The organism is Citricoccus sp. (assembly GCF_032154715.1).
Classification (GTDB): domain Bacteria; phylum Actinomycetota; class Actinomycetes; order Actinomycetales; family Micrococcaceae; genus Citricoccus.
This window is the reverse complement of the sequence record NZ_JALDXU010000050.1, coordinates 1-23,577: the sequence shown is the minus strand read 5'-3', so window position 1 is coordinate 23,577 and position 23,577 is coordinate 1. Positions and strand designations below refer to the sequence as shown.

Here is a 23,577-nt window from a genome sequence, read left to right as displayed (position 1 = left end):
CTCTGGCGCCGCCGGGATCTCGGTCCTGGTGGCCGACGTCGGCCCTTCGGTGTCTGCCTCCGGTCCCGGCCCGCTGGGCACGGCCGAGGAATAGGTCTGGTTGGGGGTGGGGTGAGGGACGGCACCGGAACCGGCCGGGCGCGGCCGTTCTGACTCTGAACCCATGGCTGCCGTCCTTTCCGCGGTCCGTACCGGTCTCCCCGGCTACCGCTGTGCCCACCCCCTAACGGGGTAGTGATCCATTCTAGGGCCACCACCAGCAGTGGCCGGCACCCTGACGTCAGAGTACCGGCCACCGGAGGTGATCAGTGCAGGTCAGAGGGCAGCGGACGGCTCCGCCGCGCGACGTTCCAGGACCTTGGCGTCATTGGCCATGATCTTCGGCTCACCCTTGCGCAACAACGCGTACAGCGGCGCCTGGATGAAGATCGTGGCCAGGGTGCCCACGATGATGCCCACGAAGATGGCCAGCGAGATGTCCCGCAGGGTGCCGGCGCCGAGCAGGAACGCGCCGATGAACAGGATCGAGGCCACCGGGAGGATGGCCACCACGGAGGTGTTGATCGACCGGACCAGAGTCTGGTTGATCGCCAGGTTGACGTTCTCCCCGAAGGTCCGGGTGGTCTCCTCGAGGTTGTGCTCCGTGTTCTCCCGGATCTTGTCGAAGACCACCACCGTGTCATAGAGCGCGTAACTGAGGATGGTCAGGAAGCCGATGATCGCACTGGGGGTGACCTCGAACCCGGTGGCACCGTAGATCCCCGCTGTCACCGCCACCACATACAGCAGCCCGATCACCGCGGCCAGGGACATCTTCCAGGTGCGGAAGTAGACCGCCATCAGCAACGCCACGAGGACGATGAAGACGACCAGGCCGAGCAGCGCCTGCTGCGTCACGCCCTGGCCCCAGGTCGGGCCGACGAAGTTGGAGGTCACCTGGTCCTGCTCGACCCCGTAGGCCGCCTGCAGGTTCGCCGCGACCTCCAGGGTCTGATCATCGTCCAGCAGGTCCGTCTGGATCCGCATGGTGCCCGGCGCGATGTTGGTGACCGTGGCCTCGGCCTCCGGCACGGCCTCCTGCACGGCGTCCTCACCGGGGGCGATGTCCGTGTTGGACACCGCGGAGACGGTGAACTCCGAGCCGCCTCGGAAGTCGATGCCGAGGTTGAAGCCGCCGCGGGCCAGGGTCAGGCCGACCACCGCCACGAGGATGATCAGGGCGACGGAGAACCAGACCTTCCACTTCGTGGTGAAGGGATAGGAACGCTTGCCGGTGTAGAGCTTATTGCCCCAGGTGGCCAGTGAACTCACTTGTGCTCCTCCGTCCGATCGGTCGAGGTGGTACTGCCCTCACCGGAGTCGGCTGCCGATTCGACTGCAGGGTCAGCCGCGCTGCTGCCGCCAAGCGCAGCGAGCTGTTCGGCCCGACGACGTTCGGCGATCGTCTGCCGCTTGGCCGCCTCCTTGGACGACTTCTGGCTCCGCTTTGGCGCCTGACCGGTTGCGGCCGGGGCCGGCCTGAACTCCCGGATCTTCCCGGCGCCCTGGTACAGGGGTTCGCGGCCGAGCAGCGAGGGGTCGAGTCCGGAGAACTTGTGCCCGCCGCCGAAGAACCGCGTGTTCGCGAGCATCTGCATCACCGGGTGGGTGAACATGAAGACCACCACGAGGTCCGCCACGGCGGTCAGGCCGAGCGTGAACGCGAAGCCGCGCACGTTGCCCACCGCCACGAAGTACAGCACGACGGCGGCCAGCAGGTTGACGGCCTTGGCTGCGACGACGGTGCGCTTGGCCCGGAGCCAGCCGTATTCCACGGCCTCCGCCAGGCTGCGCCCGTTGCGCAACTCATCCTTGATGCGCTCGAAGTAGACGATGAACGAGTCCGCCGTCAGTCCGATGGCCACGATCAGGCCCGCTATGCCGGCCAGGGACAGCCGGTAGTTGTCCGACCACCCCAGCAGGACGATCGCCAGGTACGTCAGCACCCCCGCCACCACGAGGGAGGCCATGGTGACCAACCCCAGCAGGCGGTACTGGAAGATCGAGTACACGGCCACCAGGGCCAGGCCGATGAGGCCGGCGATCAGGCCGAGGCGCAGCTGGTCAGCACCGAGGGTGGCGGAGATCTGTTGCTCCGACTCGATGGTGAAGCTGATCGGCAGGGCGCCGTACTTCAGCTGCTCCGCCAGGGCCGCGGCGGACTCCTCGGTGAAGTTGCCCGTGATCTGAGCGCGACCATCCGTGATCACCGCATTCGAGCTGGGGGCGGACACCACCATGCCGTCCAGGACAATGGCGAACTGCTTGCGTGGGTCGCCGTCCTGGAAGGGGGTCAGGCGCTGGGTGACCTCGCGGAACGCGTCCGCTCCGGCGTCGTTGAAGGTCAGGTTCACGGCCCACTGGTTGGTGGAGACGCCGGTCGCGGTATTGGCCAGGCCGTAATCGGCTCCCGCAATATCGGTGCCCGGGACCTCGACCGGGCCGACGATGTACTTCACTCCCGGCTGCCCTGTTTCTTCGTTTCCGGGTTGGCAGACGATCGCCGCCTCGTCCGTGGGCAACGGGTCGCGATTCGGGTCGCCGAGCACGGCGGGGCAGTCGTAGGCCTCGAACTCGGCGGCCAGCTCCGGGGTGATCCAGTTCGGGTCCGAGCCGTTCTCGGGCTCAGCCGTGGGCTCCGGGAACTCCTCCACCGGCGTCCGCTGGTCCTCCGGCATCGCGGTGAAGGAACCCATGGTGATGACCGGACGGAACTCCATGTTGGCGGAGGCCTGGATCAGCTCACGGGTCTCCTGGTCCGGGATGCCGGGCAGGGACACCACCACATTGCGACCGCTCTGGGTGGTGATCTCCGCCTCGGAGACACCGGAGCCGTCCACCCGCTGGCGGATGATCTCGACCGCCTGGTCGAGCTGCTCCCCGGACACCTCCTGGCCACCGGTGACCTCGGGGGCGAGCACCATCTGGGTGCCGCCTTCCAGGTCGAGGGCGAGCTTGGGGGCCAACTGGGCCTGGCCGGTGGCCACGCCGACACCGAGGATCGCCGCCAGGGCGACTATCAGGCCGGCGAGCCACCAGAGGGTGCGCTTGGCGCGTCCCCGGGGGGTCTTATCAGACATGGAGGGCTACGGCTTTCGGTTCACGGGGACGAGGGAGGTCGTCTGCTCGATCAGACGGTGTCAGGCAGAGGGGCGATCCGTGCCGGGACGCTGGTCGTCCGGGCCGTTACCATCGGTCTCGTTGCGGTCGGTCCCACCGTTGGGCTCTTCCAGGCCGGCCGGGGAATCCGGGACGGTGGTCTCCGGCTCGCCCACCACGGCGGTGCCGGCGGCAGGGTCCACGGCCTTGCCGATGGCCTGCAGGTGCACGGTGGCCGTGTTGCCCGGGGAGATCTCGATGACGGCCTTGTTCTCCTCCTTGTCCACGGACAGGATGGTGCCGAACAGGCCCATGGTGGTCATGACCTCCACGCCGGGGCCGAGCGACTGGTGCAGCTGCTGCTGCTGCTGCTGGGCCTTCTTGCTGCGGCGGAACATGCTGAAGATCAGCAACGCGAAGATCGCGAGCATGATGAGCAGGAAGGGGTCGAACGGCAGGCCGCCACCGCCTTCCGGATTGGCGCCTTCGGCGACGAGCGAGGCAGTCGGGGGGGCGATCAGCTGGGTCACTTCGGGGACACCACATTCCAGAGTCGGGGCACAGGACAACCCGATTAGTCTACGGGTAGGTTCACACCCCGCGTTCAGACGCGCCCTTCCGGGGCACTTTGTTCACCGATTTCCCAGAAATGCCTCGGTTCCAGGACGGTCGTCGGGGTCCGCTGTCAGGGGTCGAACAGCGTGTCGGCCTCGTCGGCACTGTCTGACTGGTCGGAGTCCGTGCCACCATTACGCGCCGCCACCGTCCAGAACGCCGCGCCCGGGGAATCGGGGGGCGGGACCAGACCGAGGTGCTCCCAGGCTGCGGGCATGGCGATCCGGCCCCGCGGGGTCCGTCCCAGCAGGCCCTCACGCACCAGGAAGGGCTCCGCCACGGTTTCCACCGTCTCGGTCTCCTCCCCCACGGCGATGGCCAGCGTGGACAGGCCGACCGGTCCCCCGGCGAACTTGCGGCACAGTGCCTCGAGCACGGAGCGGTCGAGCCGGTCCAGTCCCTTCTCATCCACCTCGTACATCTCCAGTGCGGCGGAGGCGGCGCGGGAGTCCACCTGGTCCAGCCCGCCGACCAGTGCCCAGTCGCGCACCCGCCGCAGCAGCCGGTTGGCGATGCGCGGCGTGCCCCGGGACCGGCTGGCGATCTGGGTGAACCCGGCGGAGTTGACCTTCATGTCCAGCAACAGGGCGGAGCGTCGCAGCACCAGTTCCAGTTCCTCGGTGCTGTAGAACTCCAGGTGGCCGGTGAAGCCGAACCGGTCGCGGAGCGGTCCGGGCAGCAGTCCGGCACGGGTGGTGGCACCCACCAGCGTGAACGGCGGGATCTCCAGGGGGATAGAGGTGGCGCCGGCCCCCTTGCCGACCACGATGTCCACCCGGAAGTCCTCCATGGCCATGTAGAGCATCTCCTCGGCCGGGCGGGACATCCGGTGGATCTCGTCCAGGAAGAGCACCTCCCCCTCGGTCAGGGAGGACAGGATGGCGGCCAGATCACCGGCGTGCTGGATCGCCGGGCCGGAGGAGATCCGCAGCGGCGCGTTCATCTCCCCGGCGATGATCATGGCCAGGGTGGTCTTGCCCAGCCCGGGCGGCCCGGAGAGCAGGACGTGGTCGGCGGTGCGGCCGCGCAGCCGGGCCGCCTCCAAGACCAGCGAGAGCTGCCGGCGGACCCGCTGCTGCCCCACGAAGTCGTCGAGGTTCTTGGGACGCAGGGCGGTCTCGAGCTCCCGCTCCTCGCCCTCGGCTACCCCGGCCACGAGGCGCCCGTCTGGCTGTTCCGTCATGCGCTATCCCCCTACCGTCCCGACCGGGCGGACTGCCCCTGGCCGAGGTGGCGCAGCGTGGACTTGAGCACGCTGGCCACCGTGCCGGACTCCTCGAGCTCGGGCTCGTACCGGAGGGTGTCCCGGACCGCCTTCTCAGCGTCCTTCTCCGTCCAGCCCAGGCCGGTCAGCGCCTCGAGGACGCGGTCCATCCACGGCATGGAGCCGGTCAGCGCGGGCTGGTCCTCGGTCCCGGAGGCGGTCGCCCCCGTGGGCACGAGTTTGTCCGTCAGTTCCAGGACGATGCGCCGAGCGCCCTTGGGTCCGATGCCAGGGACCTTGGTGAAGGCCTTGTCGTCTCCCGTGGACGCCGCCACCCGGACCGTCTCCGGATCGTGGACCGCCAGCACGGCCAGGGCCAGCCGGGGGCCAACGCCGGAGACCCCGAGCAGCACCTCGAAGACCTCCCGCTCGTCCTCGGTGGCGAAGCCGAACAGGGTCATGGAGTCCTCACGCACCACCATGGAGGTCAGGACCCGCCCGGCCTCCCCCCGATGGAGCCCCGCAAGCGTCTGCGGGGTGGCGGAGAACCGCATGCCGAAGCCGGACACGGTGAGGACGGCGTGGTTCAACCCCACGGATTCCACGGTGCCGGTCAGGGACGCAATCATGCTCAACTCGCTCTTCTCGGGATAGCAATCGGACAACAGCCGCACGGCCACCGGACGGCAGCCTCGTTCGAACGTATCTACGAAGACCCTAACCCATCACGGGATTCAGATCCGGGACCCGCCGTTCCAGCCCTTCGCGCCCCGGCTCCGCTGCTCGGCGGCGAGCCAGGCCTGCTGGGCCGGCGTCGATCCCCCGGCGCGCCGGCCGCCCGAGCCGCCGGACGGCGTCGGGAACCGCGAAGCGCGCTGGGGGCTGGTGAGGTTGCCGGTCTCCAGACCGCGGCCCATCAGGCCGCCGCGCCAGGCATGGGTGATGGCCAGGGCGAGGGCGTCGGCGGCATCGGCGGGCCGCGGCGGGGACTCGAGGCGCAGGATCCGGGTGACCATGGCGGTGACCTGGTCCTTGCCCGCGGTGCCACTGCCGGTGACCGCGGCCTTCACCTCGGAGGGGGTGTGGAGTGCGACGGGGATGCCACGCCGGGCTGCGGCCGCGATCACCACGCCGGAGGCCTGGGCGGTGCCCATCACCGTCGGCGTGTTGTTCTGCGCGAACATGCGCTCCACGGCCACGTGGTCCGGGCCGTGACGGTCGAGCCACTCGTTGATGGCCTCGTCGATGGCGAGCAGCCGCAGGTCCAGGGACTGCTCCGCCGGGGAACCGACCACGGTCACCGCCACCAGGGTGGCCGTGCGATTGGGCGCCACATCCACCACGGCGATGCCGCAGCGGGTCAGACCCGGATCGACCCCGAGCACCCGCAACGGGCCCGGTGCGGGCCGTGCCACCGCCCCGGCGCTGATGCTCAAGGGCGGATCAGTCCTCGTCCAGCTGGGCGAGGACGTCCGGGGAGATGTCCACGTTGGAGTACACGCTCTGCACGTCGTCCAGGTCCTCCAGGGCATCCTCGAGATTGAAGTACGTCTTGGCGCCCTTGGCATCCAGGTCCACCTTCATGGTGGCGACGAACTCCATCTCGTCCGTGTCATACTCGATCCCGGCCTCGTCCAGGGCGCCGGCGACAGCGCGTAGGTCGGAGGGGTCGCACAGAATCTCGAAGGAGTCCCCGGACTGCACGACCTCTTCGGCGCCGGCGTCCAGCACGGCCATCAGGATGTCATCCTCGGTGTGCCCCTCGGCCGGCAACCGGACCAGGCCGGTGCGGTTGAACAGGAAGGCCACGGAACCCGAATCGGCCATCGTGCCCCCACTGCGGGTCACGGCGGTGCGGACCTCGGCGGCGGCACGGTTCTTGTTGTCCGTCAGGCACTCGACCATGAGGGCGGATCCCTGCGGCCCGCGGACCTCGTAGATGATCTCCGTGTACTCGATGACCTCGCCGGTCAGGCCGGCGCCGCGCTTGATGGCCCTCTCGATGTTGTCATTGGGGACGGACTGCTTCTTGGCCTTGGTGACCGCCAGCTCGAGGGCGGGGTTGCCGACCAGGTCGGCGCCGCCGGCGCGGGCTGCCACCTCGATGCCCTTGACGTACTTGGCGAAGGCCTTGGCGCGCCGCGCATCGATGATGGCTTTCTTGTGCTTGGTGGTCGCCCACTTGGAATGCCCTGACACGTGTTCTCCTCTCCGCGCCGGCCGCGCCTGAGCACGGCCCGCATCGGCTGTTGGTGCTGAACGGGTTCGTCCTGGCCCGGACGCCGCAGCGACGGGCCACTGCCTCTGCCGGCAGAAGTCTGGCTTCGATTCTACGGGAGGAGCCGGGCATGCCCCCGTCCCTGCGGGAGACGGTGCGGATGGTCCGTCCTGCCGAACCCTGTCCAGCGGACCCGAGATGTGAAACAGTTGCTGACTATGACGACCGACACCTCCTCCGCCACCGGCACCAACCCCCTTCTGACGCCGTCGCCGCTGCCCTATGGGCTCCCCGACTTCGCCGCCCTCCACGATGAGCACTTCCTGCCCGCCTTCCGTGCCGGCATGGCCGAGCACCGCGCCGAACTCGAGACGATCACCGCGGATCCCGCCGAGCCGACGTTCGAGAACACGTTCCTCGCCTTCGAGCGTTCAGGGCAGGTACTGCGCCGGGTGCATCAGGTCTTCTCCAACCTCGTGGCCGCCGACGGCACCGAGGCCCGGCAGGAGATCGACGAGGAGATCAGCCCCGAGCTGTCCGCCCACTGGGACGCCATCCACCTCGACGCGGACCTCTACAGCCGGCTGGCAGGGGTGGACCTGGACGGTGACGGCTCCCTGGAGGCCGAGGACCGCCGGCTGGCCGAGGAGACCCTCAAGACCTTCCGGCTGCTCGGCGCGGACCTGGACCGGGAGGCGAAGGTGCGGCTGGCCGCCATCAACGAGCGGCTCGCGGTGCTCTCCTCCCAGTACGGGCGCCGCATGGTCGCGGAGAACACCGCCTCGGCCGTCTGGTTCGAGTCCCCCGGGGAGCTGGCCGGTCTCTCCCAACAGGACCTCGCCTCGGCCGCCGCGGCGGCACGGAACGCCGGGCACGACGCCGGCTACCTCCTGACGCTGTCCATGTTCACCTCCCAGCCCTGGCTGGAGACCCTCGAGAACCCGGAGTCGCGTCGGCGAGTCCACGAGTCCGCGTGGCGGCGCGGCACCACCCCGGGTGAGAACTATGCCCTCGACCTGGCCGTGGAGCAGGCCGGACTGCGCGCCGAGAAGGCCGGCCTGCTGGGCTTCTCCAGCTGGGCTGACTATGCCCTGCAGGACCGGACGGCCCCGAGCCTGGACGCCGTCCGCGACCTGCTGGCCCGGATCATCCCGGCGGCCACCGCGAACGCCCGCCGGGAGAAGGACGAGATCGAGGCCGAGGCCGGTCAGCCGGTGGAGGCCTGGGACCGGCCCTTCTACGCGGCCCGCATCGAGCGGGAGCGCTACCGCGTGGACACTTCTGCCCTGCGCTCCTACTTCGAGCTGGACCGGGTACTCACCGAGGGGGTGTTCGCCGCCGCGACGGCCCTGTACGGCATCACCTTCCGCGAGCGCCCCGATCTGCGCGGATACCAGCCGGACGTCCGCGTCTGGGAGGTGCTGGAGGCCGATGGCACCGAACTCGGGTTGTTCGTCGGCGATTTCTTCACCCGCCCCACGAAGTCCGGCGGAGCCTGGATGAACTCGTTCCGAGAGGCGTCCACGTTCTTCGGCGAGCGCCCGGTGGTGAGCAACAACCTGAACATCCCGCGGCCGGCGGCCGGTGAACCGGCGTTGCTGACGGTGGACCAGGTGAACACCCTGTTCCACGAGTTCGGGCATGCCCTGCACGGCCTGCTCTCCTCCGGGCGGTATGCCACCCTGTCCGGAACCGCCGTTCCCCGTGACTTCGTGGAGTTTCCCTCGCAGGTCAACGAGATGTGGATGTACTGGCCGGAGATCGTCTCCTCCTACGCGCGTCACGTGGGGACGGGTGAGTCGATCGACCCCGACGTGCTGGCCGCCATCGAGGCCTCCTCCCTGTGGGGCGAGGGCTTCCGCACCACGGAGTACCTGGGGGCGACCATGCTGGACCTCGCCTGGCACTCCCTGGCACCGGGCACCACGGTGGAGGATCCGCTGGCCTTCGAGGCCGAGCAGTTGCGCGCCGCCGGCCTGGACCCGGACCTCGTCGCTCCCCGATACCGCTCGAGCTACTTCAAGCACATCTTCGGCGGCGGCTACGCGGCCGGGTATTACTCCTACCTCTGGTCCGAGGTCCTGGACGCGGACACCGTGGAGTGGTTCCGTGCCCACGGCGGGTTGAGCCGGGAGAACGGCGAGCGCTTCCGCTCCGAGTTGCTCGCCCGCGGCAACACGCGTGACCCGATGGAGTCCTACCGCCGGTTCCGCGGCGGCGAGGCGGACCCGGAGCACCTGTTGCGGCGGCGCGGGCTGCTCGGCTAATCTCCCCTCATCTGAGTCGCACGAATTGCCCCTGCTCTTCGGCTTTTCGGGCCAATTCGTGCGACTCAGATGGAACCGGGGTGGATGGAATTGGGCTAGGCGGTCAATTGGGCCAGCCCCGGCCGCGGTGAGGTCAGCACGGCGTGCAGCCACAGGCGGGTCGCGTGGTCCCATTTCTCGGGATCGACGTTCCACTCACGGGTGTGGCGCGCCAGGTGGAACCGGACGAAGGTGACCAGCTGCGGAACCTTGGCGGCGAGTTCCATGGACGGGCCCACCGGCACGAAGTTGTCGTCCTCTGAGTGGAGGATGAGGGTCGGTACGCGCAGGTGGTCCGCCCGGGAGAGCCAGTCCATCGCCTTGAGGTCCACGGGCGCGGCGAGCCCGGTGGCCCAGCGTCCGGCCTTGTTGCTCATGAGCCACTGCCCCAGCCTGCCGACGGCGTCCGGCAGCCGGTTCAGCCGGGCCTGATGCGCCAGCACGTCGATCCAGTTGATGACCGGCCCGTCCAGGACCATGGCGGCGACCATCGAGGACAGGTCGGAGCGGTCCGCCATCTGCAGGCATACTGCTCCACCCATGGACCAGCCGAACAGGACCACTTCGCGGGCGCCCTGCTCGAGCGCATAGGCGACCGCCGCCTCGACGTCCTTCCACTCGGTGCTGCCCAGGCCGTAGCGTCCGTCCCCGGCCGCCGGCGCCTCACCGTCGTTGCGGTAGGAGATCAGCAGTGAGGTCATCCCCAGGGACCGGGCGGCGCCGATGGCCCTGATGCCCTCGGCCCGCTTGGAGCCACGGCCGTGGACCATGACCGCCCACACGCCCTCCCCGGCGGGCCGGGGTGCCGAGTCTCCGGGGGGTGAGGACGGCTCCGGGGGGACGAGCCAGGCCGGGGCCGTGCCGTTCTCGACGGGGATCCTCACGTCCTCGGTCTCGTAGCCCAGGGTGCGCGGCTCCGGGTAGACGAATCCGGTCCAGCGGCCGCGGACCGCCCGGTGCAGATCACCGCTGTAGACCTCCTCGACCTCCCGCTGGACGGTGCCGTCACGCGGGTCGAACGAGGTCACCGCACCGATGCGGGCGATCCCGGCGCCGCCGTCGAACACCAGGGAGTAGGTCCCGGGGACGGTGGTCTCCTCGGTCACGGGAAGGATGATCTCCAGGCCGGAGGCGCCCTGCACCACCGCCAGGACCTCGAGGTCCTCCGCCGGGGTCTTGACGGGGGTGACCACGGTGCGGGCGAAGAGCCCGGCCAGTCCGGACACGGTCCCGGCCGCCACCGAGCCGGCCACCACACCGCCCACGGCGGCCAGGGAGGACCACCGCATGACCGGCTCGGCCTGGCCGATGGACTTCTTGATCTTGGTGCGGCGGCTCGCCGAGCGGGAGGAGCGGGAAGGACGGGAGGTCATGCCCCATTCTGTCCATGACCGGCCCGCCTCCGCCAACCGGGTACCCGGTTGGCTGCCAGCAGGGCTGCCGGAGGACCACCGAGGCGGTGTTCTGACGATGTGGATGGCGGGCCCGCAGATGCACCGGCTGAAACGACGGGGCGGAAACAACGGGGCGGTTCGTGGTGTTATTGCTGTCATGAGCGATACCCCCCTTTCTTCCTCCCCCGCCGACCAGCCGGGCCAGCCGGATCATGCCCCGACGAGCCCGGATCCCACCGCCCGCGACCGTTCGGACGCCGAATGGCGTGAGCGGCTCAGCCCCGAGGAGTTCCAGGTCCTCCGCCAGGCCGGCACCGAACGGCCCTTCACCGGCGAATACTGGGACGCCCAGACCGAGGGCGTCTACGCGTGCCGGGCCTGCGGTGCCGAATTGTTCCGGTCGGAGACGAAGTTCGACGCCAACTGCGGCTGGCCCTCCTTCTTCGCCCCCTTGGCCGAGGACCGCGTCGAGTACATCCGGGACACCGCCCTGGGCATGGAACGCATCGAGGTCCGCTGCGCCAACTGCGGGTCCCACATGGGCCACGTCTTCCAGGGCGAGGGCTTCGACACCCCCACGGACCTGCGCTACTGCATGAACTCCGTCTCCCTGACGCTCCAGCCGAAGGCCGACGCGTGAGGGGCTTCGCCTCGGACAACTACGCGGGTGTCCACCCGGAGGTCCTGGCGGCCCTCGGTCAGGCCAATGTGGACCATGAACCGGCGTACGGGGACGATTCCTGGACCGCGCGGCTCCAGGGCCTGGTCCGCGCCGAGTTCGGCGAGCGGGCAGAGGCCTTCCCGGTCTTCAACGGCACGGGCGCCAACGTGCTGGCGCTGCAGGCCCTGCTGCCGCCGTGGGGTGCGGTGATCTGCGCCGACTCGGCCCACATCCACCAGGACGAGGGCGGTGCCCCCGAACGCATCGCCCACACGAAGCTCTACACGGTGCCCACGGCGGACGGAAAGCTGACGCCCGAGCTGATCGACCTCCAGGCCCACGGGATCGGATTCGTGCACCGGGCCCAGCCGGCCGTCGTCGAGATCGCCCAGGTCACGGAGCTGGGCACGGTGTACACGGCGGACGAGGTCCGTGCCGTCACAGACCACGCCCACTCCCTGGGGATGCCCGTCTACATGGACGGGGCCCGGCTGGCGAACGCCGCGGCCGCCCTCGGGACCTCCCTGCGCTCGTTCACGGCGGACGCCGGGGTGGACGTGCTCTCCTTCGGCGGCACCAAGAACGGCGCCCTGGGCGCCGAGATGGTGGTGGTCCTGAATCCCGACGCCGTCCTGTCCGGTCCCGGGGGACGGCGTGACGAAGGTGCGGGGCAAGCGGTGAACTACCTGCGCAAGTCCTCCATGCAGCTGGCCTCCAAGATGCGCTTCGTCTCCGCCCAGCTGGTCGCCCTGCTGACGGACGAGTTGTGGCTGCACTCGGCCCGGCACGCGAACGCCATGGCCGCCCGTCTCGCCGCTGGCGCCGGCGCGCTGGACGGGGTCACCCTCACCCAGACACCCCAGGCGAACCAGGTCCTGGCCATCCTGGATCCCACGGTCGCGGCGACCGTGCGGGCCGACTACCCCTTCTACGACTGGGACGTCCCACGGAACGAGGTGCGTTGGATGACGTCCTGGGACACCACCGAACAGGACGTCGACGGGTTCGTCTCCGCCCTGTCCGCGGCCCTGCCCGCGGGGCGCGTGTAGCCGTCCACGGCGCGCCGCCCCGGGAACCGGCGGGAGCGGCTTTAACCTGGGTGCGTGACTGCCCTTGGCCACCGCCCCGCAGAGATGCGACGCCTTCCCGACGAGTTCCGTGAGGCGTTGTCAGGGTTGCGCCGCGCTCGGCACCGGCAGGAGATCACCCTGGATGAGATTCCCGCCCCAGGTCGTCTCGCCCCCTTCGCCGTGGCCCTGGCCGCCGAGGTCCACGATCCGTCAGCGGTGGAACGGCCCGAGCTGGCCACGGGCCGGTTCGTCCTGTTGCACGATCCGGCCGGCTCCCCGGTGTGGCAGGGCACGTTCCGGGTGGTGACCTACATCCGGGCCTCCCTGGAAGCTGATCTCGGCAACGACCCCATGGTCGGAGCCGTGGCCTGGACCTGGCTGGTGGAGGCCCTCGAGACCCATCGGGCCCGGTACTCGGAGGCCGGAGGGACCGCCACCCGGGTGCTGTCCGAGAGCTTCGGCGGCCTGGCCACGCGCCCGGACACCATCGACATCGAATTGCGGGCCTCCTGGACACCGGAGGGCCCGGACAGCACCGATCATCTGGAGGCGTGGGCGGACATGGTCTGCGCCTTCGCCGGGCTGCCGCCGGTCCCGGACGGTGTCACACCCTTGCCGCGCATCAGGAGGAACTGACATCACTGCGGACACCAGCGCCACCCCGGACGAGGACCTGGCCGAGGGCACCGACCCCGAACCGCCCCGGCTCCTCACCGAGCCGGCCGGCGGCATTCCCTTCGTCACGGACACCCGGCAGGAGCTGGAACGGTGCGCCCGGCTCCTGAAGACCGGCACCGGTCCCGTGGCCGTGGACGCCGAGCGGGCCTCCGGCTTCCGCTACGGCCAGCGGGCCTTCCTGGTCCAGATTAAGCGCGAGGGCGCCGGGATCTGGCTCATCGACCCCGAGGCCTTCGAAGATTTGGAGATCATCCAGGAGTCCCTGAGCGGAGTCGAGTGGATCCTGCACGCGGCCAGCCAGGACCTGCCCTGCCTCTCCGAGCTGGGGATGTGGCCGGACCGGTTGTTCGACACGGAGCTGGCCGGGCGCCTGCTCGGGCTCCCCCGCGTGGGGCTCGCCTCCGTGCTGGAACAGCTCCTCGGTGTCACCCTGGCCAAGGAGCACTCCGCCGCGGACTGGTCCAAGCGGCCGCTGCCGGAGGACTGGATCCGGTATGCCGCCCTGGACGTGGAGTTACTGGTGGAGCTGCGGGCCGCGATGGTCGCGATGCTGACGGAGGCCGGCAAGCTGGACTGGGCGAATCAGGAGTTCGAGGCGATCCGCAAGGCCCCCCTGGCTGGCCCGCGGAAGGACCCGTGGCGCCGCACCTCGGGCATGCACCGGTTGCGCAAGCCGGAGCAGCTCGCCGTGGTGCGGGAGCTCTGGGAGACCCGGGAGGCCATGGCCCAGAACCGGGACGTGGCCCCCGGCCGCCTGATCCCGGACGCCGCCATCGTGGCCGCCGCCGCCAGCCAGCCGACCACCGTGCCCGCCCTGCTGAAGACCCAGGGCTTCCACGGGCGTGCCGCCGCCAAGGAGGGCCCCCGCTGGGTCCGGGCCATCCAGGCCGGACAGGCCTCCGCGCAGACCAAGGCCGGCCTGCCCCCCTTGCACCTGCCCAATGACGGCCCGCCCCCGCCGCGCGCCTGGCGTGACCGCAATCCGCTCGCCGACCGCCGGCTGAAGACCGCCAAGGCCTGGGTCGGCAATCGCGCTGATGAGCTGAACCTGCCCACGGAGAACCTGCTGACGCCGGACACCCTGCGCCGGCTCTGCTGGACTCCTCCGGAGACGATCGACCTGGACTCGGTGTCGGCCGCCCTGGCGAAGCTCGGCGCCCGCCAATGGCAGGTCGCCGCCGTGGCACCGATCGTGACGGTGGCGCTGCTGGACCCCGATCCGGCCTGATACTCAGTCCCCTGTCCGCTGGTCATGAGTTCCGATACGATGGCAAAACGCCCGTCCCTCCCACTCAGGAGCAGCATGCCCGAGCCCGTTGTCCAGACGTCCACCCCCGACGCGAACGGAGACCGGTTCGCGCCCTACCGTGACCTCGCCGCTCGGTTCCCGGACGAGGTCCTCACGCGGGCCACGGTCACGGACATCGAGCTGCCCGGCAGGGCCGGGACCCTGGCGCTCCTGGTCCTGGACAACGACGCCGGCCCCCGGCGCCCCACGACCCTGGGCCCGAACTCCCTGATCGGGATCGGCCAGGTGCTGCAGTCCCAGGCCGAACGCGCCCACCGTGGCGAGATCGCCGCCGTCGCCGTCACCGGCAAGGCCGGCTTCCTGATCGCCGGTGCGGACCTGGGCGCCATCAATCGGCTTACCGACCCCCAGGACGGCGTCCTGCTGGGCCGGCTCGGGCACGAGGTCTACAACGGCCTGTCCGACTTCCCGGTGCCCTCCTTCGCGTTCATCAACGGTGTGGCGCTCGGCGGCGGCCTGGAGATCGCCCTGGCGGCGAACTACCGGACCGTCTCCTCCGCCGCGAAGGGCCTGGGCCTCCCGGAGGCCTTCATCGGCCTGGTCCCCGGCTGGGGCGGCGTGTGGAAGACCCCGCGCCTCACCGGACCGAAGGACGCCCTGACGGTGATGGTCAAGAACCCGCTGGCGAACAACCGCAACATCGACGGCCGCACCGCGTATCGGATCGGCCTGGCGGACGCGATCCTCGAGCCCGCGGCCGATCCTGCCGACACGGCCGTGTTCATCGAGGCCTCCGCCGCCTGGGCGGCCCGGATCCTGACCGGGGACGCCGGCACCGTGGCAGCCCTGGAGCAGCAGCGGGGCCGCGACCACTCGGACCGGGCCTGGGACGAGGCCATCGCCGAGGGCCAGGCGATCGTGGCCGCCAAGACCGGCGGCTATGTGCCCGCGCCAGTGAAGGTGATGGAGCTCTTCGCCGCCGGCCGCCACTGGACCCGGGAGGAATCAGCCGCCGCCGAGGCCGCCGCCCTGGGTGAGCTGATGCTGACCCCCGAGTTCGCCCACACCGTCTACGCCTTCCTCGACGTGGTCCAGAAGCGCTCCAAGCAGCCGGCCGGCGCACCCGCCACCGACCTGGCCCGCCCGGTCCGGAAGGTCGGGGTGGTCGGCGCCGGCCTCATGGCCGGCCAGCTGGCGCTGGTCTTCGCGCAGAAGCTCACGGTCCCCGTCGTCATGACGGACATGGACCAGGAGCGGGTGGACCGCGGCGTCGGTCATGTGCACGGGCAGGTGGACACGCTGGTGTCCAGGGGCAAGCTGAACTCCGAGCAGGGCGATCAGCTGAAGGCCCTCGTGACCGGCTCCGTCTCCAAGGACGTCTACGCCGATGCCGACCTGGTGATCGAGGCCGTCTTCGAGGAGATGGGCGTGAAGAAGACGGTACTGGCAGAGGTCGAGGCCGTCGTCTCGCCCGAGTGCATCCTGGCCACGAACACTTCCTCCCTGTCCGTGACCGAGATGGCCGCCGGGCTGGAGCATCCCGAGCGGCTGGTCGGCTTCCACTTCTTCAACCCGGTGGCCGTGATGCCCCTGGTGGAGATCGTGCGCGGGCCGGCCACCACGGACCCGGTGCTGGCCACCGCCTTCGCCACCGCCCGGGGCCTGGGCAAGACCGCCGTACTCGTTCAGGATGCCGCGGCCTTCGTGGTCAACCGGATCCTGCTGCGGATGATGGGCGAGGTCCAGCACTCCTTCGACCAGGGCACGGAGGCCGCCGTGGCGGACCGCGCCCTGGATCCGATGGCCCTGCCGATGACGCCGTTCACCCTGCTGTCCATGGTGGGCATCCCGGTGGCTCAGCACGTCACCGAGTCCCTCAACGCCGCCTTCGGGGACGAGCGGTTCCCGGTCTCGGCAAACCTGCAGGCACTCATCGACGCCGGCATCACCTCCCTCTGGGTGAAGGACGGAGACGGCCGGGAGGTCATCCCCGCCGAGACCCGGGCGGTCCTGGAGTGCGGCGACTCCCCCGAGACCGCCGAGGAGTTGCTGGTCCGGGTCCAGGACGCCCTGGCCCAGGAGATCGGCCTCATGCTGGAGGAGGGGGTCGTGGCGGACGCCGAGGATGTCGACCTCTGCATGATCCTCGGCGCCGGCTGGCCCATGCACCTGGGCGGCATCACGCCGTACCTTGACCAGGTGGGGGCCTCCGAGCGGATCAACGGACGGCGGTTCCACGCCTGACGGGCAGGCCTGGGGCAGCGCCACGGCGGCCCGACGACGGGCGACACCTCCTCCAGGCTGCTCGCCGTCTGGCCCGGAACGGCGGATAATGAAACGATGACTTCCGTTTCCCACCACTCCACCGGATCCTCCGCACCCACCGGACCGCAAGACCAGCCCGACGGCGGTGCCCCCTGCGGCGGCTGCGGCCCGTCCCGCAGGTCCTTCCTGGAACGCGGCGCGCTGCTCGGTGCGGTGGGAGTGGCCGGCACCGTCGGGCTGACGGCGTGCACGGATGAGATCCGTGCCGAGGACAATGCCCCCTCGCATCATGTGGGCGGCTCCCCGACGCCGGCGGTCGAGCTGGCGGACCTGCCTGTCGGCGGGATGACCAGCGTCAAGGTCGAGGGCCGGACCCTGTTGATCAGCCGCCCGGCAGAGGACGAGGTGCACGCCTTCTCGGCCGTCTGCACGCATCAGGGCTGCACCGTGGCCCCGGCGACCGAGAACGGCGAGGAGGTCTTCGCCTGCCCCTGCCACGGTTCACACTTCGATGTGGTCACCGGAGCCCCCTACGGCGGACCGGCCCAGAAGCCGCTGACCGAGTACACCGCCACCGTGGACGGTGACCGGGTCCTCGTGACCCTGTAGGCGGCGCCGGAAGGTCAGTCGCGGGCGTTCGGGCGCCGCGGCGGGTTGACGATGACCTCGCGGCTGTTGGGGTCCCAGGACGGGTGCTCGGCCTTGCGCCGCGGGTAGTAGTAGAACCGCCACCACAGCCACACCGCCGGCCCCAGCACGGGCAGCAGGAACATCAAGAAGGCCCATGGGATGCGCCGTCCCGGGTCCAGGGGCGAGTGGGACAGGGAGACCAGGGACCAGACCAGCATCCCCACCACGGCGATGACCACAAGCCAGAGCAGGACCTCGGCGGCATTGACGCCGAACGTTGTCCCGGCGGCGCCCACGGGCTCGGCTCCCAGGAGAGCGGCTGCCACTAGAAGAGGGCGATCTTCGGGGCGGCCGGGAAGATCCCGTCCAGCTCGGCACGCTCGGCGGCCGTGGGCACCCAGCGGACGGCCTCCGCGTTCTGCCGGATCTGCTCCGGCCGGGTGGCCCCGGCGATCACGGAGGCGACCGGCTCCTGCGCGGCCAGCCAGGAGAAGGCCAGGTCCACCTCGGACAGCCCCCGTTCCCGGGCGAAATCACCGTACCGTGCCAGCTGGTCCAGGTCCGCGTCCGTGACCAGGTGCCGGCGACTGTGCGTCAGCCTCGAGCCCTCGGGGGCCCGTCCGGCGGAGTACTTGCCCGTGAGGAGGCCGTTGGCCAGCGGGAAGTACGGCAGCACCCCCAATCCGAAGGCCCGCGCCGCGGGCAGGACCTCGAGCTCGGCACGACGGTCCAGCAGGTTGTAGTGGTTCTGGGCGGAGATGAAGGCCTCGGTCCCGAGCTCGCGGGCCACGAACTCGGCCTCGGCGATCTGCCAGCCGGCCCGGTTGGAATGGCCGATGTACCGCACCTTGCCCGAGCGTACGAGGTCGTCGAGGGCGGAGAGGGTCTCCTCGATCGGCGTCGCGTCATCCGGGGTGTGGAACTGGTACAGGTCGATCCAGTCCGTGCCCAGCCGCCGCAGCGAGGCCTCCACGGCCGTGATGATGTACCGGCGCGAGCCGCGGGCCCCGAAGTCGTTGCCGTTGACGCCGCCCATGTCCATGCCGAACTTGGTGGCCAGGACGATCTCCTCACGCCGGGCGCCCAGGGCCCGGCCCAGCCGCTCCTCGCTCAGGCCGGCGGTCGCCCCATAGGTGTCCGCGACGTCGAACAACGTCACCCCGGCGTCCAGGGCGGCGTGCACCACCGCGTCCGTCCCCTCCTGGCTTTCGGTCACGGTGCCGGGGCGGCCGAGGTTGTTGCACCCCAGTCCGACGACGGAGACGGACAGGCCGGAGCGCCCGAGGCGGCGGTGTTCCATGGGATTCAATCCTTCGAGTGGTCGGGTCGGCGGGCCACGGCGAGGGCGCCGCAGTTGCTCCGCCTCCAGGGGAGATTCAGCGGGAGGTGGTGACGCGGGAGGGCTGGACACCCGCGAACTTGGTGGCGGCCGGGATCTCGGCGGCCGCCTTGCGCAGGTGCGGCGTGGCCACCTCGAACACGACGCGGCCGGACTCCGCGCGCTCGTCCACGACCTCACCCAGCCCGCGCCAGGCCAGCTGATTCGTGACCTCTCCCCGCAGCTTGGCCACCAGGGCGGTCTCCACCGACGTCGGCTCCGCACCCTTCAGCCGATAGAACACCTCGAAGTGCTTCAGTTCGTCCGCCGGGAGCACGGCGAAGCCGTCCTCCGCGCACTGCGCGGCGAAGCCGGCGAGCAGCTGCTCGCCGGTGGCGTCGTCCGGGACCCGCTCAGCCGACGTCGTGCCCGTGCTGCCGATCCGGCCGTGGTGCACCACGACCTCCCCGCTGCCGGGAGCGAACCACGCCTCGCGGTAGTCCACGCGCTGCTGGCCGTCCTGCTCGGACCGCCGGTAGGTACGAACGATGCTCACGATGTGCCCTCCGTTGACGGGATCTGACCCGTGTTGTCATCCTTGCTGCCGGCGGTGTCCCCGGCCGCCCGGACCTGGCTCATCTGGCCCGTCAGCGGACGCGCGAACGGCACCTTCGTGCCGAGGACCTGGGCCACCGTGTCCTGGGCGATGCGGCGCGCCGTCAGGCCGGTGCGCTCGAGCACCTGGCCCCGGGAGGCATGGGCCAGGAACTCCACCGGCAGGCCGACCTCGTTGAGCGCCGTGTCCACGCCGCGCGCGCGCATCTCCTGGCGGATCCGCGAGCCGACGCCGCCGGCCTTCACCCCGTCCTCGATGCAGACGACGATCCGGTGGCGGGAGGCCATCTCGATCACGGACTCCTGGACGGGCAGCACCCATCGCGGGTCGATGACGGTGGCGGAGATCCCCTGGTCGGCCAGCCGGGCCGCCACATCCAGCCCGAGCTCGGCCATGGTCCCGACGGCGACGATCAGGACATCACGTTCGGCCCCCGGTTCCTCGGAGGCCGCCCCGAGGCGGACCAGCACGTCCACGCCGTCCGCGAGCCGCTCCAGTGCGGCGATCTCCGGTCCCACGGACCCCTTCGAGAAGCGCACGACCGTCGGCGCATCCTCCACGGCCACGGCCTCCCGCAGCTCCTCCCGGAGGCGCTGGGCGTCCCGCGGTGCGGCGATGCGCAGGGTGGGCACGGACTGCAGCAGGGCCAGGTCCCACATGCCGTGGTGGCTGGGCCCGTCCGGGCCGGTGACACCGGCCCGGTCCAGGACGAACGTGACGCCGGCCCGGTGCAGGCCGACGTCCATCAGGACCTGGTCGAAGGCGCGGTTGAGGAAGGTGGCGTACACCGCGACCACGGGATGCAGCCCGCCGAAGGCCATCCCGGCGGCCGAGGTGACGGCATGCTGCTCGGCGATGCCGACGTCGTAGACGCGTTGCGGATGCCTCTCGGCCATGAGCCCCAGGCCGACGGGGATCTTCATGGCCGCGGTGATGGCCACGACGTCCTCGCGCTCGTCCGCGATCGCGCAGATCTCCTGGCCGAACACGGACGTCCAGGAAGGGCCGGAGCTGGAGGCCACCGGTTCGCCCGTCTCCGGGTCGATCTGGCCGATGGCGTGGAACTGGTCGTCCTGGTGGGCCACCGCCGGGGCATAGCCATGCCCCTTCTCGGTCATGGCATGCACGATGACGGGGCCGGCATAGTTCTTGGCGTCCGCCAGCGCCTCCTCGAGCTCTGCCTGGTCGTGCCCGTTGATGGGACCGATGTACTTCATCCCCAGGTCCTCGAAGAGGCCCTGCGGAGCCCACCAGTCCTTGATGCCCTTCTTCGTGGCGTGCAGGGACTTGTACACGAACCGCCCGGCCGTCCCGGAGGTCTGCAGCCGGGACTTCCAGAAGTCGAGGGTGTCCTCGTAGCTCCGGTGCGTGCGGAGCTTGTCCAGGAAGGCCCGGCGGAGCCCGGAGAGCTGGTTGGCGAGTCCGCCGACGGTGGGCGCGTAGGAGCGTCCGTTGTCATTGACCACGATCACGACGCGCCGGTCACGATCCGCGGCGATGTTGTTGATCGCCTCCCAGGCCATGCCGCCGGTCAGCGCGCCGTCCCCGATCACGGCCACCACAGAACGGTCTCCGTCCCCGCGCAGGGACCAGGCCCGCGAGATCCCGTCCGCCCAGGACAGGGACGAGGAGGCGTGGGAGGACTCCACCACGTCATGCACGGACTCGCCGCGGTCCCCGTAGCCGGAGAGGCCGCCCTCCTGGCGCAGCGTGGAGAAGTCCTGGCGGCCGGTGACGAGCTTGTGCACGTAGGACTGGTGCCCGGTGTCGAAGATGACGGCGTCCCGGGGCGAGTCGAAGACCCGGTGGATCGCCAGGGTCAACTCGACCACACCGAGATTCGGCCCGAGGTGGCCGCCGGTACGGGAGACGTTGGCGATGAGGAAGCCGCGGATCTCCTCGGCCAACTGCCGCAGCTGACCACCGGAGAGACGGGTGAGGTCCTGCGGGGTACGGATCGTTTCGAGAAGGCCCACGGGCAAGCGGTCCTTTCGGCCGGGGAAGTACTGGGTCCCACCAGAATACCGCGCGGCGGGGACCACGAGAGGACGAAGGGCCGGACCCCCACACGGGAGTCCGGCCCTTCGGTCAGATTGGCCGCCGGTCCCCCGGTGCGGGGAGCCGGCGGACGATCACTTGGTCGCGATCTGGCGCAGCACGTACTGCAGGATGCCACCGTTGCGGTAGTAGTCGGCCTCACCGGGGGTGTCGATGCGGACGACCGCGTCGAACTCGGTGACCTTGCCGTTCTCGTGGGTGGCGGTGACCTTGACGGTCTTCGGGGTGGTGCCCTCGTTCAGGGCGGTCACACCGGAGATGGCGAAGGTCTCGGTGCCGTCCAGGCCGAGGGTGTCCGCCGACTCGCCCTCGGGGAACTGCAGCGGCAGCACGCCCATGCCGATCAGGTTCGAGCGGTGGATGCGCTCGAAGGACTGGGTGATGACGGCCTTGACGCCCAGCAGCGCGGTGCCCTTGGCGGCCCAGTCGCGGGACGAGCCGGAACCGTACTCCTTGCCGGCCAGGACGACCAGCGGGGTGCCGGCGGCCTGGTAGTTCTCGGCGGCGTCGTAGACATAGGCCTGCGGGGCGCCGTCCTGGGTGAAGTCGCGGGTGAAGCCGCCCTCCACGCCGTCCAGGAGCTGGTTCTTGATGCGGATGTTCGCGAACGTGCCGCGGATCATCACCTCGTGGTTGCCACGGCGGGAGCCGTAGGAGTTGAAGTCCTTGCGCTCGACCCCGTTCTCCAGCAGGTACCGTCCGGCCGGGGTGTCCGACTTGAAGGAACCCGCCGGGGAGATGTGGTCGGTGGTCACGGAGTCGCCGAGCTTGAGCAGCACCCGGGCGCCCTCGATGTCCTGGACCGGCTCCGGCTGGGCCTGCATGCCCTCGAAGTACGGGGGCTTGCGCACGTAGGTCGACTCGGCGTCCCACGCGAAGGTGTCACCCTCCGGCGTCGACAGCGCCTGCCAGCGGTAGTCACCGTCGAAGATGGTGCCGTACTCGCGGGTGAACATCTCGGTGTCGATCGAGCGGTCGATGATCTGCTGGACCTCGGTCGGGTCCGGCCAGATGTCCTTCAGGAACACGTCCTGGCCTTCGGCGTCCTGGCCCAGGGGCTGGTGGTCGAAGTCGAAGTCCATGGTGCCGGCCAGGGCGTAGGCGACCACCAGCGGCGGCGAGGCCAGGTAGTTCATCTTGACGTCCGGGTTGATGCGGCCCTCGAAGTTGCGGTTGCCCGAGAGCACCGAGGTCACGGACAGGTCGTTGTCCTGGATGGCCTGCGAGACCTCGGACTCCAGCGGACCGGAGTTGCCGATGCAAGTGGTGCAGCCGTAGCCCACGATGTGGAAGCCCAGGGCCTCCAGGTGCGGAATCAGACCGGACTTCTCGTAGTACTCGGTGACGACCCGGGAGCCGGGGGCCACGGAGGTCTTCACCCAGGGCTTCGACGCGAGGCCCTTCTCCACGGCGTTGCGGGCCAGCACGGCGGCGGCCATCATCACCGAGGGGTTGGAGGTGTTGGTGCAGGAGGTGATGGAGGCGATCGAGACGGCACCGTGGTCCAGCTGGAACTCACGGCCGTCCGCCATGGCCACGTCCACCGTCTTGGACGGACGGCCGGAGCCGGCCTCGTCCTCCGTGGCGTAGTTGTGGATGTCCTTGCGGAACTGGTCCTTGGCGTCGGTCAGCTGGATGCGGTCCTGCGGGCGCTTCGGGCCGGAGATCGAGGGCACCACGGTGCCCAGGTCCAGCTCGAGGTACTCGGAGTACTGCACTTCCGCGGAGGCGTCGTGCCAGAGGCCCTGTTCCTTGGTGTAGGCCTCGACGAGGGCGATGTTCTCCTCGGAGCGACCGGTCAGGCGCAGGTAGTCCAGGGTGATCTGGTCGATGGGGAACATGGCGGCGGTGGAGCCGAATTCCGGGGACATGTTGCCGATGGTGGCGCGGTTGGCCAGCGGCACGGAGCCGACGCCCTCACCGTAGAACTCGACGAACTTGCCGACCACGCCGTGCTGGCGCAGCATCTCGGTGATGGTCAGCACCACGTCCGTGGCGGTGGCACCGGCCGGGATGGAGCCGGTCAGCTTGAAGCCGACGACGCGCGGGATGAGCATGGAGACCGGCTGTCCGAGCATGGCCGCCTCGGCCTCGATGCCGCCGACGCCCCAGCCCAGCACGCCCAGGCCGTTGACCATGGTGGTGTGGGAGTCGGTG

20 protein-coding genes are annotated in these 23,577 nt (G+C 70.1%); 7 read left to right on the top strand and 13 right to left on the bottom strand.

Features of this window, described 5'->3' with window-relative positions:
• Positions 1 to 315: 315 nt before the first annotated feature.
• The 7 genes from secF to RUH65_RS09735 form a co-directional block, all read right to left on the bottom strand.
• Positions 316 to 1,311, bottom strand: coding sequence for a protein translocase subunit SecF (gene secF, locus RUH65_RS09765; protein ID WP_313817203.1), 996 nt, complete (start codon positions 1,309 to 1,311; stop codon positions 316 to 318).
• Positions 1,308 to 3,119 carry a protein translocase subunit SecD gene (secD, locus tag RUH65_RS09760; protein ID WP_313817202.1) on the bottom strand — a complete coding sequence of 604 codons (1,812 nt, stop codon included), beginning with the start codon at positions 3,117 to 3,119 and terminating at the stop codon, positions 1,308 to 1,310. Before secD ends, secF begins: the two co-directional genes overlap by 4 nt.
• Before the next feature lie 60 nt (positions 3,120 to 3,179).
• Complete coding sequence (yajC, locus tag RUH65_RS09755) at positions 3,180 to 3,668, bottom strand: preprotein translocase subunit YajC (RefSeq protein ID WP_313817201.1); 489 nt, start codon at positions 3,666 to 3,668, stop codon at positions 3,180 to 3,182.
• Positions 3,669 to 3,823: 155 nt separating this feature from the next.
• Positions 3,824 to 4,936 carry a Holliday junction branch migration DNA helicase RuvB gene (ruvB, locus tag RUH65_RS09750; RefSeq protein ID WP_313817200.1) on the bottom strand — a complete coding sequence of 371 codons (1,113 nt, stop codon included), beginning with the start codon at positions 4,934 to 4,936 and terminating at the stop codon, positions 3,824 to 3,826.
• Positions 4,937 to 4,947: 11 nt separating this feature from the next.
• Positions 4,948 to 5,586 (bottom strand): Holliday junction branch migration protein RuvA, encoded by a 639-nt coding sequence (ruvA, locus tag RUH65_RS09745; RefSeq protein ID WP_313817207.1) that lies wholly within the window; start codon positions 5,584 to 5,586, stop codon positions 4,948 to 4,950.
• Positions 5,587 to 5,691: 105 nt separating this feature from the next.
• Complete coding sequence (gene ruvC, locus RUH65_RS09740) at positions 5,692 to 6,393, bottom strand: crossover junction endodeoxyribonuclease RuvC (protein ID WP_313817199.1); 702 nt, start codon at positions 6,391 to 6,393, stop codon at positions 5,692 to 5,694.
• 7 nt (positions 6,394 to 6,400) lie between these two features.
• On the bottom strand, positions 6,401 to 7,156 hold the full coding sequence (locus RUH65_RS09735; RefSeq protein ID WP_313817198.1) for a YebC/PmpR family DNA-binding transcriptional regulator: 756 nt from the start codon (positions 7,154 to 7,156) through the stop codon (positions 6,401 to 6,403).
• A 237-nt stretch (positions 7,157 to 7,393) separates the two neighbouring features.
• Between RUH65_RS09735 and RUH65_RS09730 the strand changes: the two genes are divergently transcribed.
• A complete protein-coding gene (locus RUH65_RS09730; RefSeq protein ID WP_313817197.1) occupies positions 7,394 to 9,442 on the top strand; it encodes a M3 family metallopeptidase in 2,049 nt (682 codons plus the stop codon).
• A gap of 95 nt (positions 9,443 to 9,537) precedes the next feature.
• On the opposite strand, the gene RUH65_RS09725 is transcribed toward RUH65_RS09730, so the two are convergent.
• Positions 9,538 to 10,854 carry an alpha/beta hydrolase family protein gene (locus RUH65_RS09725; protein WP_396179966.1) on the bottom strand — a complete coding sequence of 439 codons (1,317 nt, stop codon included), beginning with the start codon at positions 10,852 to 10,854 and terminating at the stop codon, positions 9,538 to 9,540.
• A 178-nt stretch (positions 10,855 to 11,032) separates the two neighbouring features.
• On the opposite strand from RUH65_RS09725, the gene msrB reads away from it, so the two are divergent.
• From msrB to RUH65_RS09695, 6 genes are all read left to right on the top strand, one after another.
• Complete coding sequence (gene msrB, locus RUH65_RS09720) at positions 11,033 to 11,515, top strand: peptide-methionine (R)-S-oxide reductase MsrB (RefSeq protein ID WP_313817196.1); 483 nt, start codon at positions 11,033 to 11,035, stop codon at positions 11,513 to 11,515.
• Positions 11,512 to 12,585 carry a beta-eliminating lyase-related protein gene (locus RUH65_RS09715; RefSeq protein WP_313817195.1) on the top strand — a complete coding sequence of 358 codons (1,074 nt, stop codon included), beginning with the start codon at positions 11,512 to 11,514 and terminating at the stop codon, positions 12,583 to 12,585. The genes msrB and RUH65_RS09715 overlap by 4 nt, the downstream gene beginning before the upstream one ends.
• 84 nt (positions 12,586 to 12,669) lie before the next feature.
• Entirely contained in the window at positions 12,670 to 13,242 is a 573-nt protein-coding gene (locus tag RUH65_RS09710) for a DUF3000 domain-containing protein (RefSeq protein WP_313817205.1), read from the top strand.
• Between the two features lies 1 nt (position 13,243).
• The gene (locus RUH65_RS09705) at positions 13,244 to 14,512 is read left to right on the top strand and encodes an HRDC domain-containing protein (RefSeq protein ID WP_396179971.1); all 1,269 of its coding nucleotides are present in this window, start codon (positions 13,244 to 13,246) and stop codon (positions 14,510 to 14,512) included.
• Positions 14,513 to 14,587: 75 nt separating this feature from the next.
• Entirely contained in the window at positions 14,588 to 16,777 is a 2,190-nt protein-coding gene (locus RUH65_RS09700) for a 3-hydroxyacyl-CoA dehydrogenase NAD-binding domain-containing protein (protein ID WP_313817193.1), read from the top strand.
• 96 nt (positions 16,778 to 16,873) lie between these two features.
• Positions 16,874 to 17,407, top strand: coding sequence for a Rieske (2Fe-2S) protein (locus RUH65_RS09695; RefSeq protein ID WP_313817192.1), 534 nt, complete (start codon positions 16,874 to 16,876; stop codon positions 17,405 to 17,407).
• Positions 17,408 to 17,421: 14 nt separating this feature from the next.
• On the opposite strand, the gene RUH65_RS09690 is transcribed toward RUH65_RS09695, so the two are convergent.
• The 5 genes from RUH65_RS09690 to acnA all read right to left on the bottom strand — a co-directional run.
• Complete coding sequence (locus RUH65_RS09690; protein ID WP_313817191.1) at positions 17,422 to 17,754, bottom strand: PLD nuclease N-terminal domain-containing protein; 333 nt, start codon at positions 17,752 to 17,754, stop codon at positions 17,422 to 17,424.
• Positions 17,754 to 18,728: an aldo/keto reductase gene (locus tag RUH65_RS09685; RefSeq protein ID WP_313817190.1), complete on the bottom strand. Its 975-nt coding sequence runs from the start codon at positions 18,726 to 18,728 to the stop codon at positions 17,754 to 17,756. The genes RUH65_RS09690 and RUH65_RS09685 overlap by 1 nt, the downstream gene beginning before the upstream one ends.
• Positions 18,729 to 18,804: 76 nt before the next feature.
• Positions 18,805 to 19,302: a hypothetical protein gene (locus RUH65_RS09680; RefSeq protein WP_313817189.1), complete on the bottom strand. Its 498-nt coding sequence runs from the start codon at positions 19,300 to 19,302 to the stop codon at positions 18,805 to 18,807.
• Positions 19,299 to 21,338, bottom strand: coding sequence for a 1-deoxy-D-xylulose-5-phosphate synthase (dxs, locus tag RUH65_RS09675; RefSeq protein ID WP_313817188.1), 2,040 nt, complete (start codon positions 21,336 to 21,338; stop codon positions 19,299 to 19,301). Before dxs ends, RUH65_RS09680 begins: the two co-directional genes overlap by 4 nt.
• Before the next feature lie 156 nt (positions 21,339 to 21,494).
• Positions 21,495 to 23,577, bottom strand: a 2,083-nt coding sequence (gene acnA / locus RUH65_RS09670; protein ID WP_313817186.1) for an aconitate hydratase AcnA, incomplete at its 5' end; no start/stop codon positions are given.

What these genes read in the sequence shown, in the direction of transcription:
- RUH65_RS09695 (WP_313817192.1), top strand. Translation starts at nt 16,874, where the DNA reads ATGACTTCCGTTTCCCACCACTCCACCGGATCCTCCGCACCCACCGGA.
- RUH65_RS09730 (WP_313817197.1), top strand. Translation starts at nt 7,394, where the DNA reads ATGACGACCGACACCTCCTCCGCCACCGGCACCAACCCCCTTCTGACG.
- RUH65_RS09725 (WP_396179966.1), bottom strand. Translation starts at nt 10,854, where the DNA reads ATGACCTCCCGTCCTTCCCGCTCCTCCCGCTCGGCGAGCCGCCGCACC.
- msrB (WP_313817196.1), top strand. Translation starts at nt 11,033, where the DNA reads ATGAGCGATACCCCCCTTTCTTCCTCCCCCGCCGACCAGCCGGGCCAG.
- RUH65_RS09710 (WP_313817205.1), top strand. Translation starts at nt 12,670, where the DNA reads ATGCGACGCCTTCCCGACGAGTTCCGTGAGGCGTTGTCAGGGTTGCGC.
- RUH65_RS09700 (WP_313817193.1), top strand. Translation starts at nt 14,588, where the DNA reads ATGCCCGAGCCCGTTGTCCAGACGTCCACCCCCGACGCGAACGGAGAC.
- ruvA (WP_313817207.1), bottom strand. Translation starts at nt 5,586, where the DNA reads ATGATTGCGTCCCTGACCGGCACCGTGGAATCCGTGGGGTTGAACCAC.
- secD (WP_313817202.1), bottom strand. Translation starts at nt 3,119, where the DNA reads ATGTCTGATAAGACCCCCCGGGGACGCGCCAAGCGCACCCTCTGGTGG.
- RUH65_RS09685 (WP_313817190.1), bottom strand. Translation starts at nt 18,728, where the DNA reads ATGGAACACCGCCGCCTCGGGCGCTCCGGCCTGTCCGTCTCCGTCGTC.
- ruvB (WP_313817200.1), bottom strand. Translation starts at nt 4,936, where the DNA reads ATGACGGAACAGCCAGACGGGCGCCTCGTGGCCGGGGTAGCCGAGGGC.